The organism is Nocardiopsis kunsanensis DSM 44524, from assembly GCF_000340965.1.
GTDB lineage: Bacteria > Actinomycetota > Actinomycetes > Streptosporangiales > Streptosporangiaceae > Nocardiopsis > Nocardiopsis kunsanensis.
On sequence record NZ_ANAY01000006.1, the window covers coordinates 337,724 to 358,151 of the forward strand.

The following is a 20,428-nucleotide window of genomic DNA, read 5'->3' on the forward strand; positions in this document are numbered from 1 at the left end:
ACAGGTATTCGAGAGAGGTGGGCCGCACGTGAGCGCCCTGACACCCGACGAGGGACTGCCCTCCGCCGAACAGGCACGAGAGTCCCTGACCGCGCTGCGCCACGAGGTCGCCAAGGCGGTCGTGGGCCAGGAAGAGACCGTCACCGGGATGGTCGTGGCACTGCTGTGCCGGGGCCACATCCTCATGGAGGGTGTGCCCGGTGTGGCCAAGACACTGCTGGTGCGCACCGCCTCCGAAGCGCTGTCGCTGGACCACAAGCGGGTGCAGTTCACCCCGGACCTGATGCCCGGCGACGTCACCGGTTCCCTCGTCTACGACCAGCACACCGCGAAGTTCGAGTTCCACAAGGGCCCGGTCTTCACCAACCTGCTGCTGGCCGACGAGATCAACCGGACTCCACCCAAGACGCAGGCCTCACTCCTGGAGGCCATGGAGGAACACCAGGTCACGGTGGAGGGCGACCCGATCACGCTCCCCGACCCGTTCCTGGTCGCGGCGACACAGAACCCGGTGGAGTACGAGGGCACCTACCCGCTGCCGGAGGCGCAGCTCGACCGGTTCCTGCTCAAGGTCACGGTGGGGCTGCCCCCGCGTGCCGCCGAGGTCGACATGCTGGGCCGGCACGCGGCAGGATTCGACCCCGGCGACCTCGCCGCCGCGGGCGTGCGCCCGGTGGCCGGGGCCCGAGAGCTGCAGGCCGCGCAGACCGCCGTGGAACACGTCCACGTGGCCCCGGAGGTGCTGGGGTACATCGTGGACCTGGCCCAGGCCACCCGGCAGTCGCCGTCCCTGCGGTTGGGTGTCTCCCCCCGTGGTGCGACTGCGCTTCTGCGTACCAGCCGGGCATGGGCCTGGTTGTGCGGCCGCGACTACGTCACCCCCGACGACGTCAAGGCGCTCGCCAAGGGCACCCTGCGGCACCGTGTCTCGCTGCGTCCCGAGGCGGAGCTGGAGGGCGCGACGGCCGACGGGGTCCTCGACGGTGTGCTCGCCTCCGTCCCGGTGCCGCGCTGATGGTGGTCACCGGCCGGTCGGTGGTACTCGCTCTGCTCGCGGTCGGGGCGGTACTGGTCTCCGGCCAGATCAGTCCGCAGGTCACGGCCCTCTCCTCGGCCGTGGTGGTGGCCCTGCTCGTACTGGACGTGCTGCTCGCGGCGAGCCCGCGCGCCATGCGTCTGATGCGTGAGGGCGACACATCGGTGCGGCTGGGTGAGGCCGCGACGCTCTCCCTGGTGCTGCACAACCCGACGCGGCGGACCCTGCGCGGGCGCGTACGCGACGCGTGGCCGCCGAGCGCACACGTGGAACCCCGGTCGACGCCGGTGCGTGTCACGGGCGGCGAGCGCCGCCGGACCGGTGTACGGCTCACCCCGAGCCGGCGCGGCGACGTCCGGGCCGCGGGGGTCACGGTGCGCGCCATCGGACCGCTGGGACTGGCGGGACGGCAACGGACCCTGGCGGCTCCGTGGACCGTACGGGTGCTGCCGCCCTTCCACAGCCGCCGCCACCTGCCCGGCAAACTCTCGCGGCTGCGGGAGCTGGAGGGCCAGCACACCGCGATGGTGCGTGGGCAGGGCAGCGAGTTCGACTCCCTGCGCGACTACGTGCGCGGCGACGACGTGCGTTCCATCGACTGGCGCGCGACCGCCCGCAACGACGGGGTCGTGGTGCGTACGTGGCGCCCGGAGCGGGACCGGAGGATCCTCGTCGTGCTCGACACCGGACGCACTTCCGCGGGCCGGGTGGGCGACACCCCGCGCCTGGACCACTCCATGGACGCGGCGCTGCTGCTGGCGGCGCTGGCCGGGCGTGCGGGTGACCGGGTGGACTTCCTCGCCTACGACCGCCGCGTACGTGCCCAGGTGCGTTCCGGGGGCAAGGGCAGCCAGATCGAACAGCTGGTGACGGCGATGGCCCCGCTGGAGGCCGCGCTGGTGGAGTCCGACCCCGCAGGTATGGCCGGCACCGTCATGGCCCAGGGCCGCACCCGCAAGCTCGTGGTGCTGCTGACCGACCTCGACGCGGCCGCGCTGGAGGAGAACCTGCTCCCCCGCCTGCCCGCGCTGACCTCGCGCCACCTGCTCATGGTCGCCTCGGTCCGCGCCCCCGAGGTCGACGCGATGACCCGGGAACGCGGCACCCCGGAGGCCCTGTACCGTGCCGCGTCGGCCGAGCGCACCCTCGCCGAGCGGCGCCGGGTGACGGCGGAGCTGCGCCGGATGGGCGCGGAGGTCGTCGACGCCGACCCCGACCACATCGCTCCGGCCCTCGCCGACGCCTACATCAACCTGAAGGCTCAGGGACGGTTGTAGCCGTATCCCGCGCGGGAAGTGCACTTCCCGCGCGGGATACGGCCAACTCTGTGTACACCCTGCTTCGGCGCCCCGCCACATCCTTGTCTTGGTGGAAAGTGCGGCGTTGTGCGGGGTTGAGGGTGTGGGGTTTCTCGTGGTGCCGGGGGTGGCGGTTCGCCGGGGTCGGGAATTCCAGCCCGGCCGGGTCTCCGACGAACACCGCCCACCTGAACCGATCCATGAACCCCTCTCCCCAGACGCAGGTCCAGCGCCACCCGCCATCGACCTCCACAGGTCGCCCACCCTCCACGGGCCACTGGTCCCAGCCCCCACCCGCCCCCGCCGCCCATGACCCACTCCGACCGGCTCAACGGGCTTCCACACGACACCCGCACTGGGCACCATGGATGGCATGCCCCCTCATGACCCGGACATCGGCAACACCACCCGAGGGACCGTCCACGGCCAGCTCCTCCAGGCGCGGGACATCCACCACCTCACCGTGTCGTCCGCCCCGGATACAAGCGCTCCCAGGACCACCGCCCCGGACATCTCTCTCGTCCCTCCCCTCCCCGCAACCGCCGTCCGCGGGCGCACGCGGCTGATCGAGGAGCTCACCACGGCGATGGGCTCGGCTTCCTCGGTCCCGCACGTACTCACCGGTCCAGGCGGGTTCGGCAAGACCACTGTGGCCGCCGCACTGGCCGAACATGCGCAGGGCCGGGGTAGAAGAGTGTTCTGGATACGCGCGGGCGAAGTCTCCGCCGGGCTCCTCGAAGCCGCCGTGGAGGTGGGCGGTCCCCGGTCCGAGGCCGAGGAGGTACGCGGCTCGCCCCGACGCGCCGCACGCTGGGTGTGGCAGCATCTGGACCGCTCCCCCGAACCCTGGCTCCTGGTCTTCGACAACGCCGGCCGGCCCCAGGAGCTCGACCAGCACCGCCGTCCGGGCGAACAGGCCGGCCTGCTCCGATCGAGCCCGGCAGGATTCGTCCTGGTGACGAGCCGGGTGGACGACCCGGCCCTGTGGGCTCCGGCTCAGGTACACAAGGTCGTCGAGCTCGACGATGCGGCCGCAGGTGCTGCGCTCGCCGACCACGCGGGGGAGGAAGCCCTGCCGGGCGCCGAGGAACTGGCCGAGAGGCTGGGCGGGGTACCGCTGGCCCTCGCACTCGCCGGCCGGATCCTGGCCACGCACCGGGTCCTGTTCCCCGACGCGCGGGCGCTGCGCAAAAGGCTGGACGAGGACGGTGCAGCCCACCTCGACTCGCTCGCCGAACCTCTGCTCACCGGTCCGGACGCGCGGCGGCTGTTGCTCTCCGGTGTCTGGCAGTTGTCCCTGGAGTTCGTCGCGAGGGTCGAACCGCAAGCGCCCCCGCTCCTGCGCCGGCTCGCGGCCCTCAGCGGCAGGGGGCTCCCGTTCCCGTTGCGCCGGATCGTCCCGGAGCTCCTCCGGGAGGGGCCACCGTGGCCGACCGACAGAGCCGAGTTGGCACGCGTCATCAACGCTCTTGTCGTCCACGGCCTGGTTTCGACCGTTCGGCACGGGCAGGACACGGAGCTTCTCCTGCATCCCTTGGTCTCCGAAGCGCTCCGAGCCCGGGTGGAGCCCGTGTGAGCGTGCCTCGGGCCGTCGAAGGGTGAGGGACGTGGCCTTGCGCGGGGGCGGGGCCGGCGGGTCGGTGGCCGGCCGGTGGATCGGTGGTGGGCGGGACCGGACCCGTGGACTGGTGCCGGGTGGGCATGTTCCCCAGATCACCGGACAACACGTCTAGCCCGCCACGGGCACGGCCTCGGGTGTGTTCCGGATGTCTCCGGTCTCGCCCTTCCGGTAGGCGCGCTTGCCGACGGTGTACACGTACGCCAGGAACAGCACCTCGACGAAGAAGCCGATTCCCAACCCGACCGGGGTGGCGATGCGGCCGCGCACCATGTTCCCGGTGACCAGGCCCTCGACGAGGCCGGACACGAACAGCACCACGACCAGCCCCAACGCGACGGCCATGGCGGCCCGTGCCTCTTCCCCGAGCGCACGCAGGCGCGGACGGTCTCCGGGCTCGATGATCGTCCACCCGAGCTTGAGCCCGACCCCTCCGGCGACGAAGACGGCGGTCAGTTCCAGGAAACCGTGCGGAAGGATGAGGGAGAAGAACTCCTCCCCGCGGCCGTGCACGATCATCATCCCGGCGGAGGAACCGATACCCGCACCGTTCATCGCGAGCACGGCGATGGTGGGCAGGGCCAGGAACACCCCGAAGACGATGGCCTGTGCTGCGACCCAGGCGTTGTTGGTCCACACCTGGGCGGAGAAGGAGGTCCCGGGGTTCTCGGCGTAGTAGTTGGCGAAGTCGTGCTCCACGTACTGCCGCATGGCCTCGGGGGTCTGCATGGCGTTGAGGACCTCTGGGTCGAGCACCACCCAGGCCCCGGCGAGGAAGGCCACGAGCAGGGTTCCCGCGCTGGCCCCGATCCACCACCAGCGCAGACGGTAGAGGGTCCCGGGGAAGGTGCGGGTGAAGAAACCGGAGACCTCGCTCCAGGAGGAGGAGTGCGCTCCGGTCACGGCGGACCGCGCCCGGGCCACCAGCGCCGAGAGGCGGGCGACCAGGTTGGGGTCCTGGCCGGCGGAACGCACCACGGACAGGTGGGTGGAGACGCGCTGGTAGAGGTCGACGAGCTCGTCGACCTCCTCGCCCGCGAGCGAGCGCCGCCGCCGGACCAGTTCGTCCAGTCGTTTCCACTCCTGGGCGTGTGTCGCCGCGAACACGTCGATATCCACGTTTCGGACCTTACTCGATGGCCGGCGGGGCACGACCCGGCGGACGGTACGGCGTTCCTGGTGGGCGGGTAGTGTCGACAGGGACGTGCGCGGCAGAGCCCGAGGGAGTGTGTGTTGGTGTCCTTTCCCGGCGGTGGCCCGGTCCACGACGATCCGTACGGATCGTCGCCCCTGGTCACGGGTGATGCCGTGGTCCTCGAGCTGCGGCCGGCGGGGTTCGCCACCAGGGCGATCGCCCTGGTCATCGACATGCTGCTGCAGATCATCCTGCTGGTGGCGCTGGGGATGCTGGGGTCGTGGATGAGCACGGGCCTGGACGAAGCGGCACTGGCGGCGTTGACGCTGGGCCTGACCGTCCTGGTGATCGTCGGGTACCCGACAGCGTTCGAGACGCTCTCCCGGGGCCGTTCCCTGGGCAAGCTCGCGCTCGGGTTGCGTGTGGTGGGCACCGACGGCTCCCCCGAACGGTTCCGGCAGGCGCTGGGGCGTGCGCTCATGTCCGTCGTCGAGGTGTGGATGACCACGGGGGTGGTCGCGCTCATCACCTCCCTGATCAACCGGGACGGCCGCCGCCTGGGCGACTTCGTGGCCGGCACGACCGTGGTGGAGGAACGTACGGGCCGCCGCCGCAACGAGACGATCACCATGCCGCCGCAGCTGGCGGGGTGGGCCGCCAACGCCGAGCTCTCGGGGCTGTCCCCGGAGACGGCCGCGGACGCGCGCCAGTACGTGCTGCGCTACGACGAGTTGGCCGAGCACACCCGGCACGAGTTGGGCATCCGGTTGGCCGAAGCGGTCGCCGCGCAGGTGAGCCCACCTCCGCCGCCGGGTACCTCTCCTCCCTACTTCCTGGCGGCGGTTCTGGCTGAGCGGCGTCGCCGCGGTACGGCTCCCGAGGGCGGCAACGGTGTCCAGGGGCCGCCGCACGAGCGGTTCTCCGACGGCCGTTTCCCGATCTGAACCGTCCCGGTCGCGCGAGGCCCGGGGGCCTCGCGCCTCACACGTGCCAGGAACGCAGGTAATCCTCCTGTTCCGGGCTGAGGGAATCGATCCCCACACCCAGCGCGGCCAGTTCGAGCCGGGCGACCTCGGTGTCGGTGGCGTCGGGGACCTCCACGACACCGGGTTCCAGTTCCGCGTGGTGGGCGGCGAGCCAAGCCGTGGTCAGGGCGTGCACCGCGAACGACAGGTCCATGACGGCGGCCGGGTGCCCCTCGGCGGCGCCCAGGTTGACCAGGCGCCCTTCGGAGAGCAGCAACAGACGCCGCCCGTCGGCCAGCACGTACTCGTCGGCCTGTTCGCGTACGCCCGGGTTGACCTCGACCGCCATCCGGGCCAGGGCGTCCAGTTCGATCTCGAGGTCGAAGTGACCGGAGTTGGCCAGCACCGCGCCGTCGCGCATCCGGGCCAGGTGGCCGGCGGTGATGACGTCACGGTTGCCGGTGACGGTGACGAAGACGTCCCCCATGGAGGCGGCCTCGTCCATGGTGGTCACGGTGTAGCCCTGCATGACGGCGTCCAGGGCCTTGACCGGGTCGACCTCGGTGACCACGACGCGGGCGCCCATACCTCGGGCGCGTTCGGCGAGGCCGCGGCCGCAGTAGCCGAACCCTGCGACGACGAAGGTGCGGCCGGCCATCAGGGCGTTGGTGGCACGCAGGATTCCGTCGATCGTGGACTGTCCGGTGCCGTAGCGGTTGTCGAACATCCGCTTGGTGGCGGTGTCGTTGACCGCGACCATGGGCATCCGCAGTTCGCCCTCGGCGCTCATGCGGCGCAGCCTGATGACCCCGGTGGTGGTCTGTTCGCAGCCGCCCAGGACCCCGTCGAGGAGGTCGGGCCGGAGCAGGTGCACGGTGTTGACCAGGTCGCACCCGTCGTCGAGCAGCAGGTGCGGCCGGGACTCCAGAATGGTGACGAGGTTGCGGTCGTAGGCAGCGGTGTCCATCCCCGCCCAGGCATGTACCGACACCCCGTACTCGCTGACGAGCGCTGCGGCGGTGTCGTCCTGGGTGGAGAGCGGGTTGGACGCGGCCAGCCAGACCTCGGCACCGCCGGCCCGCATCGCCCGTAGCAGGTTCGCGGTCTCGGCCGTGACGTGCATACAGACGGCTACGCGCAACCCTTCCAGGGGGCGTTCCTCCGCGAAGCGTTCGCGGACACTGCGCAGGACCGGCATCGAGCGCTCGGCCCAATCGACCCGGCGGACCCCGGCCTGAGCAAGGCCGAGGTCCGCCACCTCATGGGAGGGTAGTTTCATGTGGTCGCTGTGGTCCCTCAGTAGCGGTAGTGCTCAGGCTTGTAGGGACCGGCGACGTCGACGCCGATGTACTCGGCCTGCTCCTTGGTGAGCGTGGTGAGCTCGACGCCGAGAGCGTCCAGGTGCAGGCGAGCGACCTTCTCGTCGAGGATCTTGGGCAGCGTGTAGACGCCCGTGGGGTACTCGTCGGTCTTGGCGAACAGCTCGATCTGCGCGATCACCTGGTTGGTGAAGCTGTTGGACATGACGAAGCTGGGGTGACCGGTGGCGTTGCCCAGGTTGAGCAGACGGCCCTCGGACAGCACCAGGATCGACTTGCCCTCGGGGAAGATCCACTCGTGGACCTGCGGCTTGATCTCCTTCTTGGTGATGCCCTTGACCCGCTCGAGGCCGGCCATGTCGATCTCGTTGTCGAAGTGACCGACGTTACCGATGATGGCCTGGTGCTTCATGGCGGCCATGTGCTCGGTCATGATCACGTTGAAGTTACCGGTGGTGGTGATGAAGATGTCACCGATGTCCAGCACGGACTCCAGGCTGGCGACCTGGTAGCCGTCCATGGCGGCCTGCAGGGCGTTGATCGGGTCGATCTCGGTGACGATGACCCGGGCACCCTGGCCGCGCATGGCGTCGGCCGAGCCCTTGCCGACGTCACCGTAACCGCAGATGACGGCGATCTTGCCGCCGATGAGGACGTCGGTGGCACGCATGATGCCGTCCGGCAGCGAGTGGCGGATGCCGTACTTGTTGTCGAACTTGCTCTTGGTGACCGAGTCGTTGACGTTGATCGCCGGGAAGGCCAGCGTGCCCTCGCGCTGCATCTCGTACAGGCGCAGCACACCGGTGGTGGTCTCCTCGGAGACGCCCTTGATGCCCTCGGCGATCTTGGTCCACTTGCCGGAGTCCTGATTCAGGCTCTTCTTGAGCAGGCCCAGGACGACCTTGAACTCGTCGGGGTCGTCGGCCGTGGGCTCGGGGACCGCACCGGCGCGCTCGAACTCGGCGCCCTTGTGGACGAGCATGGTGGCGTCGCCGCCGTCGTCCAGGATCATGTTGGGGCCTTCACCGCCGGGCCAGGTCAGGGCCTGCTCGGTGCACCACCAGTACTCCTCCAGCGTCTCGCCCTTCCAGGCGAAGACCGGAACACCCTTGGGGTCGTCGGGGGTCCCGTCGGGGCCCACGACGGTAGCGGCAGCGGCGTGGTCCTGGGTCGAGAAGATGTTGCAGCTGACCCAGCGCACCTCGGCGCCGAGAGCGACCAGGGTCTCGATGAGGACCGCGGTCTGCACGGTCATGTGCAGCGAGCCCATGATCCGGGCGCCCCGGAGCGGCTTGCTGTCCCCGTACTCGGCGCGGGTGGCCATGAGGCCGGGCATCTCGTGCTCGGCGAGACGGATCTCATCGCGGCCGAAGTCGGACAGGGAAAGATCGGCGACCTTGTAGTCGAAAGCCATGCATTCCTCACTCGTGACTTGTGGTGGCCCCATGATTCTAGGGGCGCATGCCGCTATGCAGCACAAACCTGACGCCACGTTGTCAGATTTGCCGTTGCGGAGGACGTCAGTGGGTTAGGGTCACGGGCATGGCCGTCCACGACACCTCGCACTTGCACGGACCGATCGACGACGCGTCCGGCGCGGTGCCGATCTCGACCGCGGCCGAGCTCGTGGGCACCACGGCGCGCATGCTGCGGTACCGGGAGGGCCTGGGTCTGCTCCCCCGCACCCAGGATTCGCCGACCGGGCGCGGTCACCGGCACCGGCGCTTCACGGAGGAGGACCTGGCCACCATCGGGGCCGGGCTGGAGATGGAACGCGAGTTCGACATCCCCCCGGCCGCGCTCGCGTTCGCACTGCGGGTGCTGGCCGAACCGGAACTGTTGGGCCGCGTGCGGCGGCACGGCGAACGCCTGGGCCGCCTGACCGCCGCCCCCGCCCGCGCCATGGACTTCGAGAAGGAGAAGGCGATGCGGCTCCTGCACGGGTCGCGCCTCCGGAACCGCCCGTGAGCCCGCGACGCGCATGAACCATTCGGGGTTCACCGGTCTCCGCGGCCGGTCACGGACACCGGTTCAGCTTCCGGACATGTTTTGGCAAAGGGCCCACGGGCTACGGACACTGACGTGAACACGCTGAGCGGCGACACGACCTCCCAGGCCATCGAGGGGTGTCTGCGCCCCGACCTCGACGACCTGGACAGGCTGCGTGCGGTCTGGGCCGAGCACCGCGGCCCGCGCGGGGAACGTGCCCGGGCCCGCCGTGAGTCGGCCCACCGCAGGTCCTACGAGCTCGGGGGCGGCCCCGCCTTGGCCGAGCTGCTGGAGGCCACCGCCTCCGAGGAGATGTCCGGTCGTGCGATCACGTCCGGCTACGTCACCGAGCTCGCCGAGCGCGCCGCATCGCTCCCCGACCCCGTGCGCTGCCCCCGGCTGACCGATGAGCACGCCGCAGACGTCGCCCGGGCCGCCTCCGCCCCGGGACACCCGGCCGTGCGCGCGGTGCACGCCTACGTGGCCTGCGCGGAGGCCCTGCACGAAGCCGCACCCGGCCGGACGGGCGGTGATCCCGGGTGGGTACTCCCGTGGATCCTGGCCTCCCTCGTGCTCCAGCGGGCCGATTTCCCGCCGCTGCTGCCCGATCCGGGGGTCCCCGCGTGCACGGAGGCGGGCGGAACGCGCCGGATCGACCTGTGCGCCCGCCATCTCTCCCGGCTCGTGGCCGCTTCCCTGCGTACCGAACTGAGTCGGTCGAGGCCCCGTCCGAGTGCGGCACGGGTCTCGGCCCCGCCTCTGGCCGCCGCGGTCCACCGCCGGGCACTGGAGCACCTGCACGAGCGCCGCGGACCGCTGCTGCAGGTCCTGACCTCCTTGGACACGGAGGCCCGCGCCGACGTCCGTGTGGGGAGTGCGCCGCAGGTTCCGCAGGCGGTGGCAGCTCCGCCGGAACGGGCCCTGCTGGCACCGGAGGCCGACCACTGGTGGGTCTGCCTGTCCCTGATCGCGGACGAGGCGGCACTGGAGCTGTACGTGGTCGTGCAGGAGGTGGGCCCCGCCTCGGCCGGGGTGCTGGCGGTGACGGCCGATGCACGGCTGACCACCGGTGAAGGGGTGCACGGGGCCCCGCTCATGGCGGACGTCGACGGGGTGACAGTGATGCCCAACGACTCCGCCGACGACCGTCGGCCGCTCATCTGCGATCTCATCGATGAGGCCCTGTCCCGGTCGATGGCGCTGCTCACCCGCGTCTGAGGGCGGGCTGTGCCCGACGGCCTCCCCGGTCAGCCGCTCAGCGCCGCCAGAACCAGCACGAGGAGCAGGATGACGATGGTGATGAGCACCGCCGGGATCACCCAGCTCTGCTGCAGTACGGACTCCTGCCCCTCCTGCGACGGCACCGGCTGCTGCGGTGCGGGCCGGGCATAGGTCTGGTTCGGGTTCATCCCGGCCATGGGGGCCCCGTGCGGCGGCGGGGTGTTCGGCCCGTACGGGTTCGGGGGCATGCCCTGGCGCGGGTCGGAGGTCATGGGCGGCTGCCCCGTACCCATGCCGTGCCGGGGGTCGGACATCCCCGGTCCGGGGGCCGCCCCCGTGCCGGGGGCCATGGGCGGCTGCCCGCCCGTGGGGTACTGCTGAGGCGGTTGGGGGAACGGGGTCTGACCGCCGGTCAACACACCGGTCTGTGCGATCTGCTCACCCCTTCTGACGGCTTCGTCGGTGGAGTCGGCCTCCTCCGGGACGCCGTCGTGGCCGAGCAGGCGCATCAGCAGGGTCTGGGCGTTGGGCCGGTTCTGCGGATCCTTGTCCAGGCACGACTCCACGACCGTGCGGAGGCTCTCGTCCATCCCCTCGAGGTCCGGAGGCGAGGTCACCACCCGGTGCACGACCGCGGGCACGGTGTCGGAGCCGAACGGGGCCCGGCCCGTGGAGGCGAACGCCATGACACAACCCCACGCGAAGATGTCGCACTTGTCGGTGATACCGCGGCCCTCGATCTGCTCGGGCGCCATGTAGGAGGGGGTACCCACGATCGAGTTGGTCATGGTGGCGGTGCCGTCGTCGACCCTGGCGATGCCGAAGTCGATGACCCGCGGGCCGTCCGGGCCCAGGAGCACGTTCCCGGGCTTGAAGTCGCGGTGGACGATCCCGGCCTTGTGGATGGCGACCAGGGCCGTGGCCGTGGACACCGCCAGGCGCTGCAGCTTGCTGCCGCGCTGGATGCCGCCCTGGGCGACCGTGTCCTGCAGGTCCTTGCCGGGGACGAACTCACTGACGACGTAGGGCGGGTCCTCGTCGAGCTGGGCGTCGATGATCGCGGCCGTGCAGAAGGAAGCGACCTTCTGTGCGGCCTGGACCTCCTTGACGAACCGCTTGCGCAGGTCGGAGTCCTCCGCCCACTGCTCGTTGAGGACCTTGACGGCGTATTCCTCACCGTCACCGTCCTCGGCGAGATAAACCACCCCCTGGCCGCCCTTGCCCAGGCGGCCGGTCACGCTGTACTCGCCGAACGCCGAGGGGTCGCTCGGCGTGAGCGCTTGGGGGCCGGCCATCGGTCTCCTCCAGGGAGGTCGTCGTACTACGGGGCAGATGCCAGAGTAGAGCTTCCCGGACACGACGGCGCCTTACGTCCGCCCCGTCAGGGTTCGTCCCACCCCGGCTGTACCCGATAAGACTGTCGGAACGTCGATCCCGTTCCGTCCGACCCTCAATCGATACTTCTCGCCTCGTCCACGAGCAGCACGGGGATGCCGTCACGGATCGGGTAGGCGAGCTTGCTCCGGTCACAGACGAGCTCGTCGGTCTCCGGGTCGTGGCGGAGCGGGGCCTGGCTCTGAGGACAGGCCAGGATCTCCAACAGCCAGTCGTCGATCTTCGTGCTCATGAGATCTCGTTCCTCGTGTCGTTGTGCGGGGTGCGGGCCGGACGCGACCGCCCCGCACCCCCATCATGGCTGTTCAGGCTCGCACGATCGCCAGGACCCCGTCGCGCAGTTCCGCGACGCCTGCGTCGTCGGACGCTTCGACGTTGAGCCGCAGCAACGGCTCGGTGTTGGAGGCGCGCAGGTTGAACCAGGACCCGTCGGGCAGGGACACGCTGAGTCCGTCGAGTTCGTCGACGGTCACCCCGTCGCGCCCCTCGAAGGCTTCCCGGACCGCCACCATGCGCCCGGCGGCGTCCACGACCTCGGAGTTGACCTCACCGGAGGCCGCGTAACGGGTGTACTCCCGTGTGATCTCCGACAGGGGCCGGGTGTCGGTGCCCAGCACCCGCAAGACGTGCATCGCCGCGAGCATACCGGTGTCGGCACGCCAGAAGTCTCGGAAGTAGTAGTGGGCCGAGTGCTCCCCGCCGAAGATCGCACCGGTCTCTGCCATGCTCGCCTTGATGAAGGAGTGCCCCACGCGCGTGCGCACGGGGTTTCCGCCGTTCTCGGCGACGATCTCGGGGACCGCCTGCGAGGTGATGAGGTTGTGGATGACGGTGGCTCCGGGCTCGCGCGCGAGCTCCTGGACGGCCACCAACGCGGTCACGGCCGACGGCGGGACCGGCTCGCCGCGCTCGTCCACGACGAAGCACCGGTCGGCGTCGCCGTCGAAGGCCAGACCGATGTCGGCACCGGCCTCGCGGACCTCCGCCTGCAGATCGACGATGTTGTCGGGGTCGAGCGGGTTGGCGGGGTGGTTGGGGAAGGTTCCGTCGAGCTCGAAGTACAGGGGCACGATCTCCAGCGGCAGGCCCTGCCCGAGGACGGTGGGGACCGTGTGCCCGCCCATACCGTTGCCGGCGTCCACGGCTACCTTCAGGGGGCGGATGCCGGACAGGTCGACGAGGCCGCGCAGGTACTCGGCGTACCCCTGCAGCAGGTCGCGGCGGGTCACGGTTCCGGCCGGACCGTCGTGGGCGGGCACCCCCTGCTCGGCGAGCCGGCGGATCTCCTCGAGCCCGGTGTCCGAACTCAGGGGGGCAGCGCCCGCCAGGCACATCTTGATGCCGTTGTACTGGGCGGGGTTGTGGCTGGCGGTGAACATCGCACCGGGCAGGTCGAGCTCACCCGAGGCGTAGTAGAGCATGTCGGTGGAGCCGAGCCCCGCATCGATCACGTCCACGCCCTGGCTCGTCACCCCTTCGGCGAAGGCCTCGGTCAGCCCCGGTGAGGAGGGGCGCATGTCGTAGGCCACGACCACGGCGGACCCGTCCACGACCCGGGCGAAGGCTGCGCCGATGGCGCGCGCGGTCGCGTTGTCGAGGGTGTCGGGCACGAGACCACGTACGTCGTAGGCCTTGAAGATGTTTGCGAGATCAGCCACGTCTTCTCCGGTTCTCCGGTAGGTCCTGCTGGGGGCCGGGTGCGCGCTACAAAGCTAGCAAGCGCGCCCGGCCGTGGTGTTCAGGACTGCCGGGGTGGCTGTTGGTCGGAGCGCACCACACGCAGATGCCCGCGGCGAGTGGTGTCCTCACCCTCGGGTTCGTTCTGCGCAGGCGGACGCGCCGCCTCACGTACCGCGTCGGCGAGGGCCTCCAGGTCGTCGCTGCCGGGACCACCGCCCACCGACTCGACCGGGAGTCGCACGACCTCCCACCCGCGGGGGGCGGTCAGCCGGTCGGCGTGCATGGCACACAGGTCGTAGCAGTGCGGCTCGACGTAGGCGGCGAGCGGACCGAGGACGGCCGTCGAGTCGGCATAGACGTACGTGAGCGTGAAAACGGCGGGTTGCCTGCACGCGGTGCGGGAACAGCGTCGAACATGGCTCACAGCCAACGACTGTATGCCCTTCCTCAAGGACATGCCAGCTTCGCGCCAAGCCCAGGCGCGTCCGGTGGACAGACGCCCCGTTGTGTGCAGTACCCGCGCCGGACACCTCCCGCGCGGACGCGGGCCCCGGTGCGGCCGGTGGGCTACGCGCGAGCCCGTCGATGGCTTAGTCTCTGAGTGTGCGACGAGTGCGCCTTTCCAGTGGCCAACCAAAGCGTGTGCGGCGAAGGGACCGCCGAGGACGTGGCATCCGCGGCCCTCTCGTCCCTTCTGACCTGCCGGTTTTCCGGAGCCGAGCGCAGGCGTTCGACGACCTCGTCCTTGACGCTGTCGAACGCCTGGAGCGCTTGTGGTCCCGGGAACTGGCCAATGTCGACTTCCTGGTCGAGGACGTCCCGCCAGTACCACCGAGGGCGGAGACCATCCCCTTCTCCCGTCTGGAGACCGAGCCCGGCGGCCGCGCCCGCATCGTGGTGTACCGGCGTCCAGTGGAGATCCGGACCAAGGACACCGACGAGACGGCCCTCCTGGTCCACGAGACGGTCGTGGAGGAGGTCGCCAACCTCCTCGGGTTGGAGCCGGAGTCGGTCGACCCCGAGAGCTGAGCCCCGCCTCCCCGGGTTCAGGGGGTGAGGCCGACCGGGCTGTCGCGGGCCACGGGCAGTGGAACCTCGACCGGGGCGGGACGCACGGGGGCCGCACCGAGACCGTCGTCGGTCCGTAGCACCCTGGCCATGTGCACGGGTCCGGAGTCCTCCTCGGTCAGCTCGAGACGGACCGCGTAACCGTCGTCGGCACCGAGACCGGGCGGCGGTTCCCAGGACACGTCATCGGTGTCGGTACCCAACACCCGGGTCGTGCCCGCGGGGACCTCCAGTTTCACGGCGTCGCCCTGGTCCCCCTCGCCTCCCACGGGCGTGGCCATGATCGCCGCGTCGCGCTCGGTGGCCCCCACCACGACCTCGGTCTCGGCGCCGCGCGGGACGTCCGGCAGCACCGCCATGGTGTTCAGAGGCATGCTGAGCGGTTCGGTGGCGGAACCGTAGGCGGTCTCGGCCCCCTCGTCGATCTCGGCGACGGCTCCCGCGACGACCTCACCGTCCGCCTCGACCACGACCGTTCCGGGTTCCTCCCCCAGCGCGCCCGCGAGGGAGAGCCACGCGGACGCGGCCGGGGGGATGTCGACCGTGTACGGGTCGCCCGGGGTCCCGGTCCCCTCGTCCCCGTCCTCTTCGTCCTCCTCCGTGTGCTCGGAGGTCAACACGTGCACCTGCGCGGAGACGGGTTCGTCCCCGGGCACGGCGAGCAGGAGGCGGCGGGCGCCCTCACCCCCGGGCACCCCGGGTACGACCGCCCTCTCTGCCGGTCCGGCGGTGGCGTTGACCCAGTCGGTGCCGCCCGAGGAGTGCTCGGCCAGCAGGGACGCGGCGACCCGCCCGGTGCTGGTGCGGACGTGGACCCCCGCGGCGCTCGTGCTGTGCACCAGCTCGGTCAGGTCGAGCTCGGTGGACTCCCCCGGGCCCAGGGGGATACCGCGGCTCTCCCGGGAGTGGGAGGGGCCGTCGGCCGTGTAGATGTCGAGGTTGACGGTGGCGCGGTAGTCCTCGGGGTTGGACAGGTACGCTGTGAGGCCGTCCAGGTCCACCCCTTCGGGATCGTCGCCGCCGGGCAGCGCGAACCACGTGCTGATGGAAGGCTGGGCGCACAGGACCTCGGTGGCCGTGTCCTCGGACGAGGTGACCTGGGCCGCCTCCAGTCCGGAGGCGAGGTCGTCGGCAGCGTGCACGGCGGTGGGGGCGTCGGCCCCGGAAGTCACGGCGCTCCACACCAGGCCGGGTTCGGTGATCTGCTCCCCGACGAGGTCGTCCTCGTCGGGGGTTCCGGGAACGGGTACGGCCCACAGTTCGCCCCCGTCGTCACGGCTCACCCTCGGGGCGAAGGCAGCGGCGACACTGTCGGCGTCGGAGCCGTCGGAGGGTCGGGGGCACACCCGCACGGCACGGTCGGGGCGCACCGTCTCGGCCTCGCTCACGCCCACCTCGGCCGTGAGCGGGCCGGTGAGGTGGGCGACACCGAACAGGGCGGCCAGGGCCAGCGCGACCAGGCCGAACAGCGCGAACCGGTTCTCCACGATCAGTCGCACGGGTCACTCCTCACCCTCGGGTCGGTCGGTACCACGGCGGCTCCGGGCCCCGAAGCGGCGGCGGACGGGTTTGCGGCGGGTTCCCCGGCGCCGCCCCCCGCCCCTCAGGTCCGGGAAGGGTCCGGTCGTCGTGGTCCTCTCGCGCGCGGACTCGTCACCGCCTCCGGTGGGCGCGTTCGCGCTTGCCTCCTCGGCACCGGGGGCCGCTGCGGCCTCCGCGTGCGGACCGGAGGCCGTTGCGGCGCTCTCCGCAGTCTCCTCCGTGCCCCGGCCCGTGGCTGCGCGCCTACCGCGGCCACCGCGGCCGGAACGGCGCAGGCGGTCGGGCCGGTGCGGGCGCGGCGGCGGGGTGGCGGCGATGAGGCGGGCCTCCTCGTCGGTGCGCACGCCGGGTGCGGCCAGAACCGTGACCACGAGCAGCAGGCTTCCCTGGGTGAGGATCCACGCGGTGTGCACGTGGTCGGTGTGCCACACCCGGAGCCGGCCGCCGTCGGTCGGCAGCTCCCAGGCCTGTGTCCCGTTCTCGGTCGGGACGGGGGACAGCTCGGCCCCGTCGAGAGTGGCGCTCCACGTGCTGTCGGCGGGTTCGGCCAGGGCCAGGCGGCGTCCGGCGGGACCGTCACCGATCTCGGCCGTCATGTCCCCGGCATCGCCCTCGACCACCAGGGCCGTGGAGTTCAGACCGTCCTCGGGGACCTCGCGCAGGGCACCGGTCTCCTCGGACACACGCCAGAGCCCGTAGTGGTCGGACAGGGACTGCCGGTCCAGACCGGGGGTGCCGTCCAGGACGTCGACCATGGTGGCCTGTTCGGGCCCCGAGTCCTCCGGGCTCGGGTAGAGCACGTACTGCACCCCGTGATCGATGAGGGTGTGCAGCTGGTCACCGCCCTGTCCTGCGCTGAGCTGGGCCACGGCGCGGTCCGTCCCGGCGCCGAGGGACTGGTCGGGAACGACGGCCTCTTCGCCCAGGTGCAGTTCGCGTCCGCGGACCACGGTGTAGTCGACGTTGCCCTCCCCGTCAGGCGCGAGCACGAGGGCACGCGGTTCGGTCCCGTCGTCACTGCGGCTCTGCAACGCCCCGGTGACGGTCTCGGGGGCGTGTGCCGTGACGGGCCCGTCGGCGCCCTCCCACATCCACAGGGCGGCGGCCGTGGCCGGTGTGGCCAGAGCGAGCAGGGTGACGGCGAGGGCGAACCCGCGCCGCCAGTCGAACCACCACCGCAGGTCCTCACGGGCACCCCCGTGGTCGCCGCGGACCATGTCACCGATCGCACGGGCGGAGGTGCCCGCGGACATGAGTACGGCGGTCGCGGTGAAGGAGAGCGCCACGCCGGGCCAGACCGGTGCGGGCGGGCCGCCGAAGTAGGGCTCGATGACCAGACGGCTGGTCAGGATCGCCACGAGCAGCCCGAACAGGGCCAACGACCATCCTGCGGCCACGACCATGCGGTTGCGCAGCAGCAACAGCGCCAGGAGGGCGGCGGCCAGGAAGCCTGCGGTGACCCAGACCGGCGGCGCGCCGGGACCGCCGGGGGAGAGCAGGAGCAGATCGAACGGGTCGGCACCGGGTTCGGAGAGTTCGGGCCGGTGCAGCCCGGCTTCCAACAACCACAACGTGGGGTGCAGGAACAGCTCCAGCGACCACGGCAGCAGCAGGACGATCGGCAGCGCAAGGCTCAGGCCGATGCTGACGCAGAGGCGGCGCCCGACGTGCCCGAAGGCCACGACCACCAGGACCCCGGTGACCAGGGACAGCAGCCACAGCATGGGCACGAACGCGGTGGAGACGCTCAGGATCAGACCCAGCCCCCATGCGGCGCGCCGGGACGCCTTCTCGGGGAGGCTGACCACACGCACCAGCAGAAGCGCCAGTACCGGAAGCAGGGCGTGCACCAGCGCCGTTCCCAGGCGTCCTTGCGCGACGGCTCCCGTGGCGACGGGCAGCAGCGCGTAGGTGCCGGCCAGCCACAGGCGTGCGGGGGCGTAACGCAGCACGTCCTTGGCCAGCAGGTAGGCGGTGCCGCCGGCCAGGGGGACACAACCGAGCAGGATCACCGTCACGGCGAGCCAGGGTTGGCCGAGGGTGAGTGTGGACAGCAGCGCCAGCAGCCCGACGTAGGGCGGCACCGGTCCGCCGGCGCCGATCCCGCTGTCGGGGTTGGCGGACAGGTAGAGCGACCACAGGTCGGCGGCGCTGCCGGCCACCGGGGGCAGGGCCCCGCCGGCGAGCAGGTCTCCGAAGAGCAAGGACCGTCCGGCGATCAGCGAGACCACGGACAGGGCGAGCACGAGCGCGACCCCGTGGCGGCTCACGACCCTGCGCAGGAAACTCTGGTTGTCGGAGAGGACCTCGTCCTCGTCGTCGGGGTTGGGGGGCGCGGTCACGGCCTGGTGGCGTCCGGGGGTGTTGAGGACGGTGTCACCGGTCAGCACCGCAGTGAGGGCGTCGATGAACTGCCGAATCGCCACCCCGTGCGCCAGGAAGGGCCGGATCGCGCTGTAGGTGCGGCGGCGGTCCCGGCGCCGCCGGGAGCGGGCACGGACGAGTTTGATCGGCCTCAGGTAGATCAGTGTGATCGCGGCGGCCTCGTCGAGCGCGTTCGCCGGCTGTTTGATGAGCAGGTACATGACCACGCGCATCAGGGATGCGAAGGAATTGCGCAGCAGGGCCGCAACCATGCCACCGGCGGGCAGGTTGGCCAGCAGCACGAACACCGCGTGGCGCCGGTCCACCCGCCTGGGGTGGTTGCGAGCCGCGGAGATCTCCCTGCGCCGTCGGGAGGAGGCCTCTGCGTGGTGGGCGACGGCGTCCGTGACCACCAGTGCCCGGAGCCCGGCGCCGCCCACACGCCAGCAGAAGTCGATGTCGTCGCGGAACAGCGGCAGGGAGGGATCGAATCCGCCGAGGCGGTCCCACACGTCCCGGCGCACGAGCATGCCGGCGCTGGAGACCGCCAGGACCTGCCGGTTCCCGTCGTGCTGGCCGTGATCGAACTCGCGCTGTTCCAGACCGGTCTCGCGCCGCCCCGCGCCGTCGATGGTCACCCCGACCTCGACGAGCAGTCGCCGGTCGAACCAGTCCCGCAGCTTGGGCCCCAGAACGGCCGCACGGGGGTCCCGGTCGGCTGCGGCGAGGAGCTGTTCGAGGGTGTCGGCCGCCGGGGTGAGGTCGTCGTGGATCAACCAGATCCACTCGGTGGCGCCTTCGCCGGAGCCCCGTACCCGGGTGGTCGAACGCGGCAGGTCCAGGGCGGCGCGCACGGCGTCGCCGTACCCCGTCCCGGGCGGTTGCCCGGTGATGGAGTCCGAGGGCAGGTACTCGGCGAGGATGTCGACGCTGCCGTCGGTGCTTCCGGTGTCCGCGGCGACGACGCGCTGCAGCGGTCGGGTCTGTGCTCGCAGCGCCGACATCGTCTCGGAGAGCCAACGGGCCCCGTCGTGGGTCACGACGACCGCGGTGACGACGTGGCGGGCGGAGTCCTGGTCAAGCACGGCTGTAGTGGGTTCACTTCCGGAGAGGGGCCGTCCCGCGAAGGGGCGCGGGACTGCTGAGACGAGACATCACGATACGCGACTCGGCACCATTACGTACCTATTCCGCACACGGAGACGGCGCCGCTCCATAGGCGTCATATCGGGGCATTCAACCGTGACACGGCCGCACCCGCCAATTACGACCTCAGTCCTGAACAGCTCCACACACGAAAGACGCGCACCACGGTGGATCCACCGTGGTGCGCGTCTCGGCCGGTCTACCTAGAGCATGTCCGCGAGGAAATCGAAATCTCCTCCGGCGGCTTTCTTCAACCGCCGGCGTTCCCTCTCGGAGAGTCCCCCCCAGATACCGAAGCGCTCGTCGTGCTCCAATGCGTACTCCAGGCACTCGGCCCGGACCTCGCAGGACTGGCAGACCTTCTTCGCCTCCCTCGTGGAGCCGCCCTTCTCAGGAAAGAAAGCCTCCGGGTCGGTCTGCGCGCACAGTGCACGTTCCTGCCAGCCCAGATCTTCGTCCGAGCCGTGCGCCAGCGGGATGACCTCGCTCATGCGCACCTCCTGTTGCCCCCCATAGATGTCCCCGGCCCTTTTCATCCCCCGGGCCGGGTTGAATCCCACCTTGAAATTACACGCGTGACACTCGCGGTGCGTCAAGCGTCCTGCGTGGTGATCCACTGAATATCATGTCGCGAACTGCCGGCGGCAGGCCC

The 20,428-nt window shown here is 71.0% G+C and carries 17 protein-coding genes; 7 read left to right on the forward strand and 10 right to left on the reverse strand.

Annotation, left to right across the window (positions count from 1 at the left end; all coding sequences use genetic code 11):
* The first annotated feature begins 28 nt into the window (after positions 1-28).
* From D456_RS0105860 to D456_RS23735, 3 genes are all read left to right on the forward strand, one after another.
* Positions 29-1,015, forward strand: coding sequence for an AAA family ATPase (locus D456_RS0105860; protein WP_017575231.1), 987 nt, complete (start codon positions 29-31; stop codon positions 1,013-1,015).
* Positions 1,015-2,313, forward strand: a complete 1,299-nt coding sequence (locus D456_RS0105865) for a DUF58 domain-containing protein (RefSeq protein WP_017575232.1) — start codon at positions 1,015-1,017, stop codon at positions 2,311-2,313. The genes D456_RS0105860 and D456_RS0105865 overlap by 1 nt, the downstream gene beginning before the upstream one ends.
* Positions 2,314-2,707: 394 nt before the next feature.
* Positions 2,708-3,910 (forward strand): P-loop NTPase family protein, encoded by a 1,203-nt coding sequence (locus tag D456_RS23735; protein WP_017575233.1) that lies wholly within the window; start codon positions 2,708-2,710, stop codon positions 3,908-3,910.
* A gap of 153 nt (positions 3,911-4,063) precedes the next feature.
* Here the strand turns inward: D456_RS23735 and D456_RS0105875 are convergent, their stop codons facing one another.
* Positions 4,064-5,071, reverse strand: a complete 1,008-nt coding sequence (locus D456_RS0105875) for a stage II sporulation protein M (protein ID WP_017575234.1) — start codon at positions 5,069-5,071, stop codon at positions 4,064-4,066.
* Between the two features lie 111 nt (positions 5,072-5,182).
* Between D456_RS0105875 and D456_RS23740 the strand changes: the two genes are divergently transcribed.
* Entirely contained in the window at positions 5,183-6,031 is an 849-nt protein-coding gene (locus D456_RS23740) for an RDD family protein (protein ID WP_083904520.1), read from the forward strand.
* A 37-nt stretch (positions 6,032-6,068) separates the two neighbouring features.
* On the opposite strand, the gene ahcY (D456_RS0105885) is transcribed toward D456_RS23740, so the two are convergent.
* Together ahcY (D456_RS0105885) and ahcY (D456_RS0105890) are read right to left on the reverse strand one after the other, a co-directional pair.
* The gene (gene ahcY / locus D456_RS0105885; protein ID WP_026115603.1) at positions 6,069-7,331 is read right to left on the reverse strand and encodes an adenosylhomocysteinase; all 1,263 of its coding nucleotides are present in this window, start codon (positions 7,329-7,331) and stop codon (positions 6,069-6,071) included.
* Positions 7,332-7,348: 17 nt separating this feature from the next.
* The gene (ahcY, locus tag D456_RS0105890) at positions 7,349-8,785 is read right to left on the reverse strand and encodes an adenosylhomocysteinase (RefSeq protein ID WP_017575237.1); all 1,437 of its coding nucleotides are present in this window, start codon (positions 8,783-8,785) and stop codon (positions 7,349-7,351) included.
* A 128-nt stretch (positions 8,786-8,913) separates the two neighbouring features.
* Here ahcY (D456_RS0105890) and D456_RS0105895 point away from each other — a divergent pair, with 128 nt between their 5' ends.
* Both D456_RS0105895 and D456_RS0105900 read left to right on the forward strand, forming a co-directional pair.
* Positions 8,914-9,339 (forward strand): MerR family transcriptional regulator, encoded by a 426-nt coding sequence (locus tag D456_RS0105895; RefSeq protein WP_017575238.1) that lies wholly within the window; start codon positions 8,914-8,916, stop codon positions 9,337-9,339.
* 114 nt (positions 9,340-9,453) lie between these two features.
* Complete coding sequence (locus tag D456_RS0105900; protein ID WP_017575239.1) at positions 9,454-10,578, forward strand: hypothetical protein; 1,125 nt, start codon at positions 9,454-9,456, stop codon at positions 10,576-10,578.
* A gap of 29 nt (positions 10,579-10,607) precedes the next feature.
* Here the strand turns inward: D456_RS0105900 and D456_RS0105905 are convergent, their stop codons facing one another.
* The 4 genes from D456_RS0105905 to D456_RS0105920 all read right to left on the reverse strand — a co-directional run bounded on the left by D456_RS0105905 (position 10,608) and on the right by D456_RS0105920 (position 14,080).
* On the reverse strand, positions 10,608-11,876 hold the full coding sequence (locus D456_RS0105905) for a serine/threonine-protein kinase (protein ID WP_026115605.1): 1,269 nt from the start codon (positions 11,874-11,876) through the stop codon (positions 10,608-10,610).
* Positions 11,877-12,031: 155 nt separating this feature from the next.
* Positions 12,032-12,208 carry a Trm112 family protein gene (locus D456_RS25495; RefSeq protein ID WP_017575240.1) on the reverse strand — a complete coding sequence of 59 codons (177 nt, stop codon included), beginning with the start codon at positions 12,206-12,208 and terminating at the stop codon, positions 12,032-12,034.
* A gap of 73 nt (positions 12,209-12,281) precedes the next feature.
* Complete coding sequence (locus D456_RS0105915) at positions 12,282-13,634, reverse strand: phosphomannomutase/phosphoglucomutase (RefSeq protein ID WP_017575241.1); 1,353 nt, start codon at positions 13,632-13,634, stop codon at positions 12,282-12,284.
* A gap of 80 nt (positions 13,635-13,714) precedes the next feature.
* Entirely contained in the window at positions 13,715-14,080 is a 366-nt protein-coding gene (locus D456_RS0105920; protein ID WP_017575242.1) for a DUF3499 domain-containing protein, read from the reverse strand.
* A 218-nt stretch (positions 14,081-14,298) separates the two neighbouring features.
* Here D456_RS0105920 and D456_RS0105925 point away from each other — a divergent pair, with 218 nt between their 5' ends.
* Positions 14,299-14,685 carry a metallopeptidase family protein gene (locus D456_RS0105925; RefSeq protein ID WP_026115606.1) on the forward strand — a complete coding sequence of 129 codons (387 nt, stop codon included), beginning with the start codon at positions 14,299-14,301 and terminating at the stop codon, positions 14,683-14,685.
* A 17-nt stretch (positions 14,686-14,702) separates the two neighbouring features.
* Here the strand turns inward: D456_RS0105925 and D456_RS0105930 are convergent, their stop codons facing one another.
* The 3 genes from D456_RS0105930 to D456_RS0105940 form a co-directional block, all read right to left on the reverse strand.
* Positions 14,703-16,223: a DUF5719 family protein gene (locus D456_RS0105930; RefSeq protein ID WP_017575244.1), complete on the reverse strand. Its 1,521-nt coding sequence runs from the start codon at positions 16,221-16,223 to the stop codon at positions 14,703-14,705.
* Positions 16,224-16,226: 3 nt separating this feature from the next.
* Positions 16,227-19,715 (reverse strand): glycosyltransferase, encoded by a 3,489-nt coding sequence (locus D456_RS0105935; protein WP_026115607.1) that lies wholly within the window; start codon positions 19,713-19,715, stop codon positions 16,227-16,229.
* 264 nt (positions 19,716-19,979) lie between these two features.
* The gene (locus D456_RS0105940; RefSeq protein WP_014908913.1) at positions 19,980-20,267 is read right to left on the reverse strand and encodes a WhiB family transcriptional regulator; all 288 of its coding nucleotides are present in this window, start codon (positions 20,265-20,267) and stop codon (positions 19,980-19,982) included.
* Between the last annotated feature and the right edge of the window lie 161 nt (positions 20,268-20,428).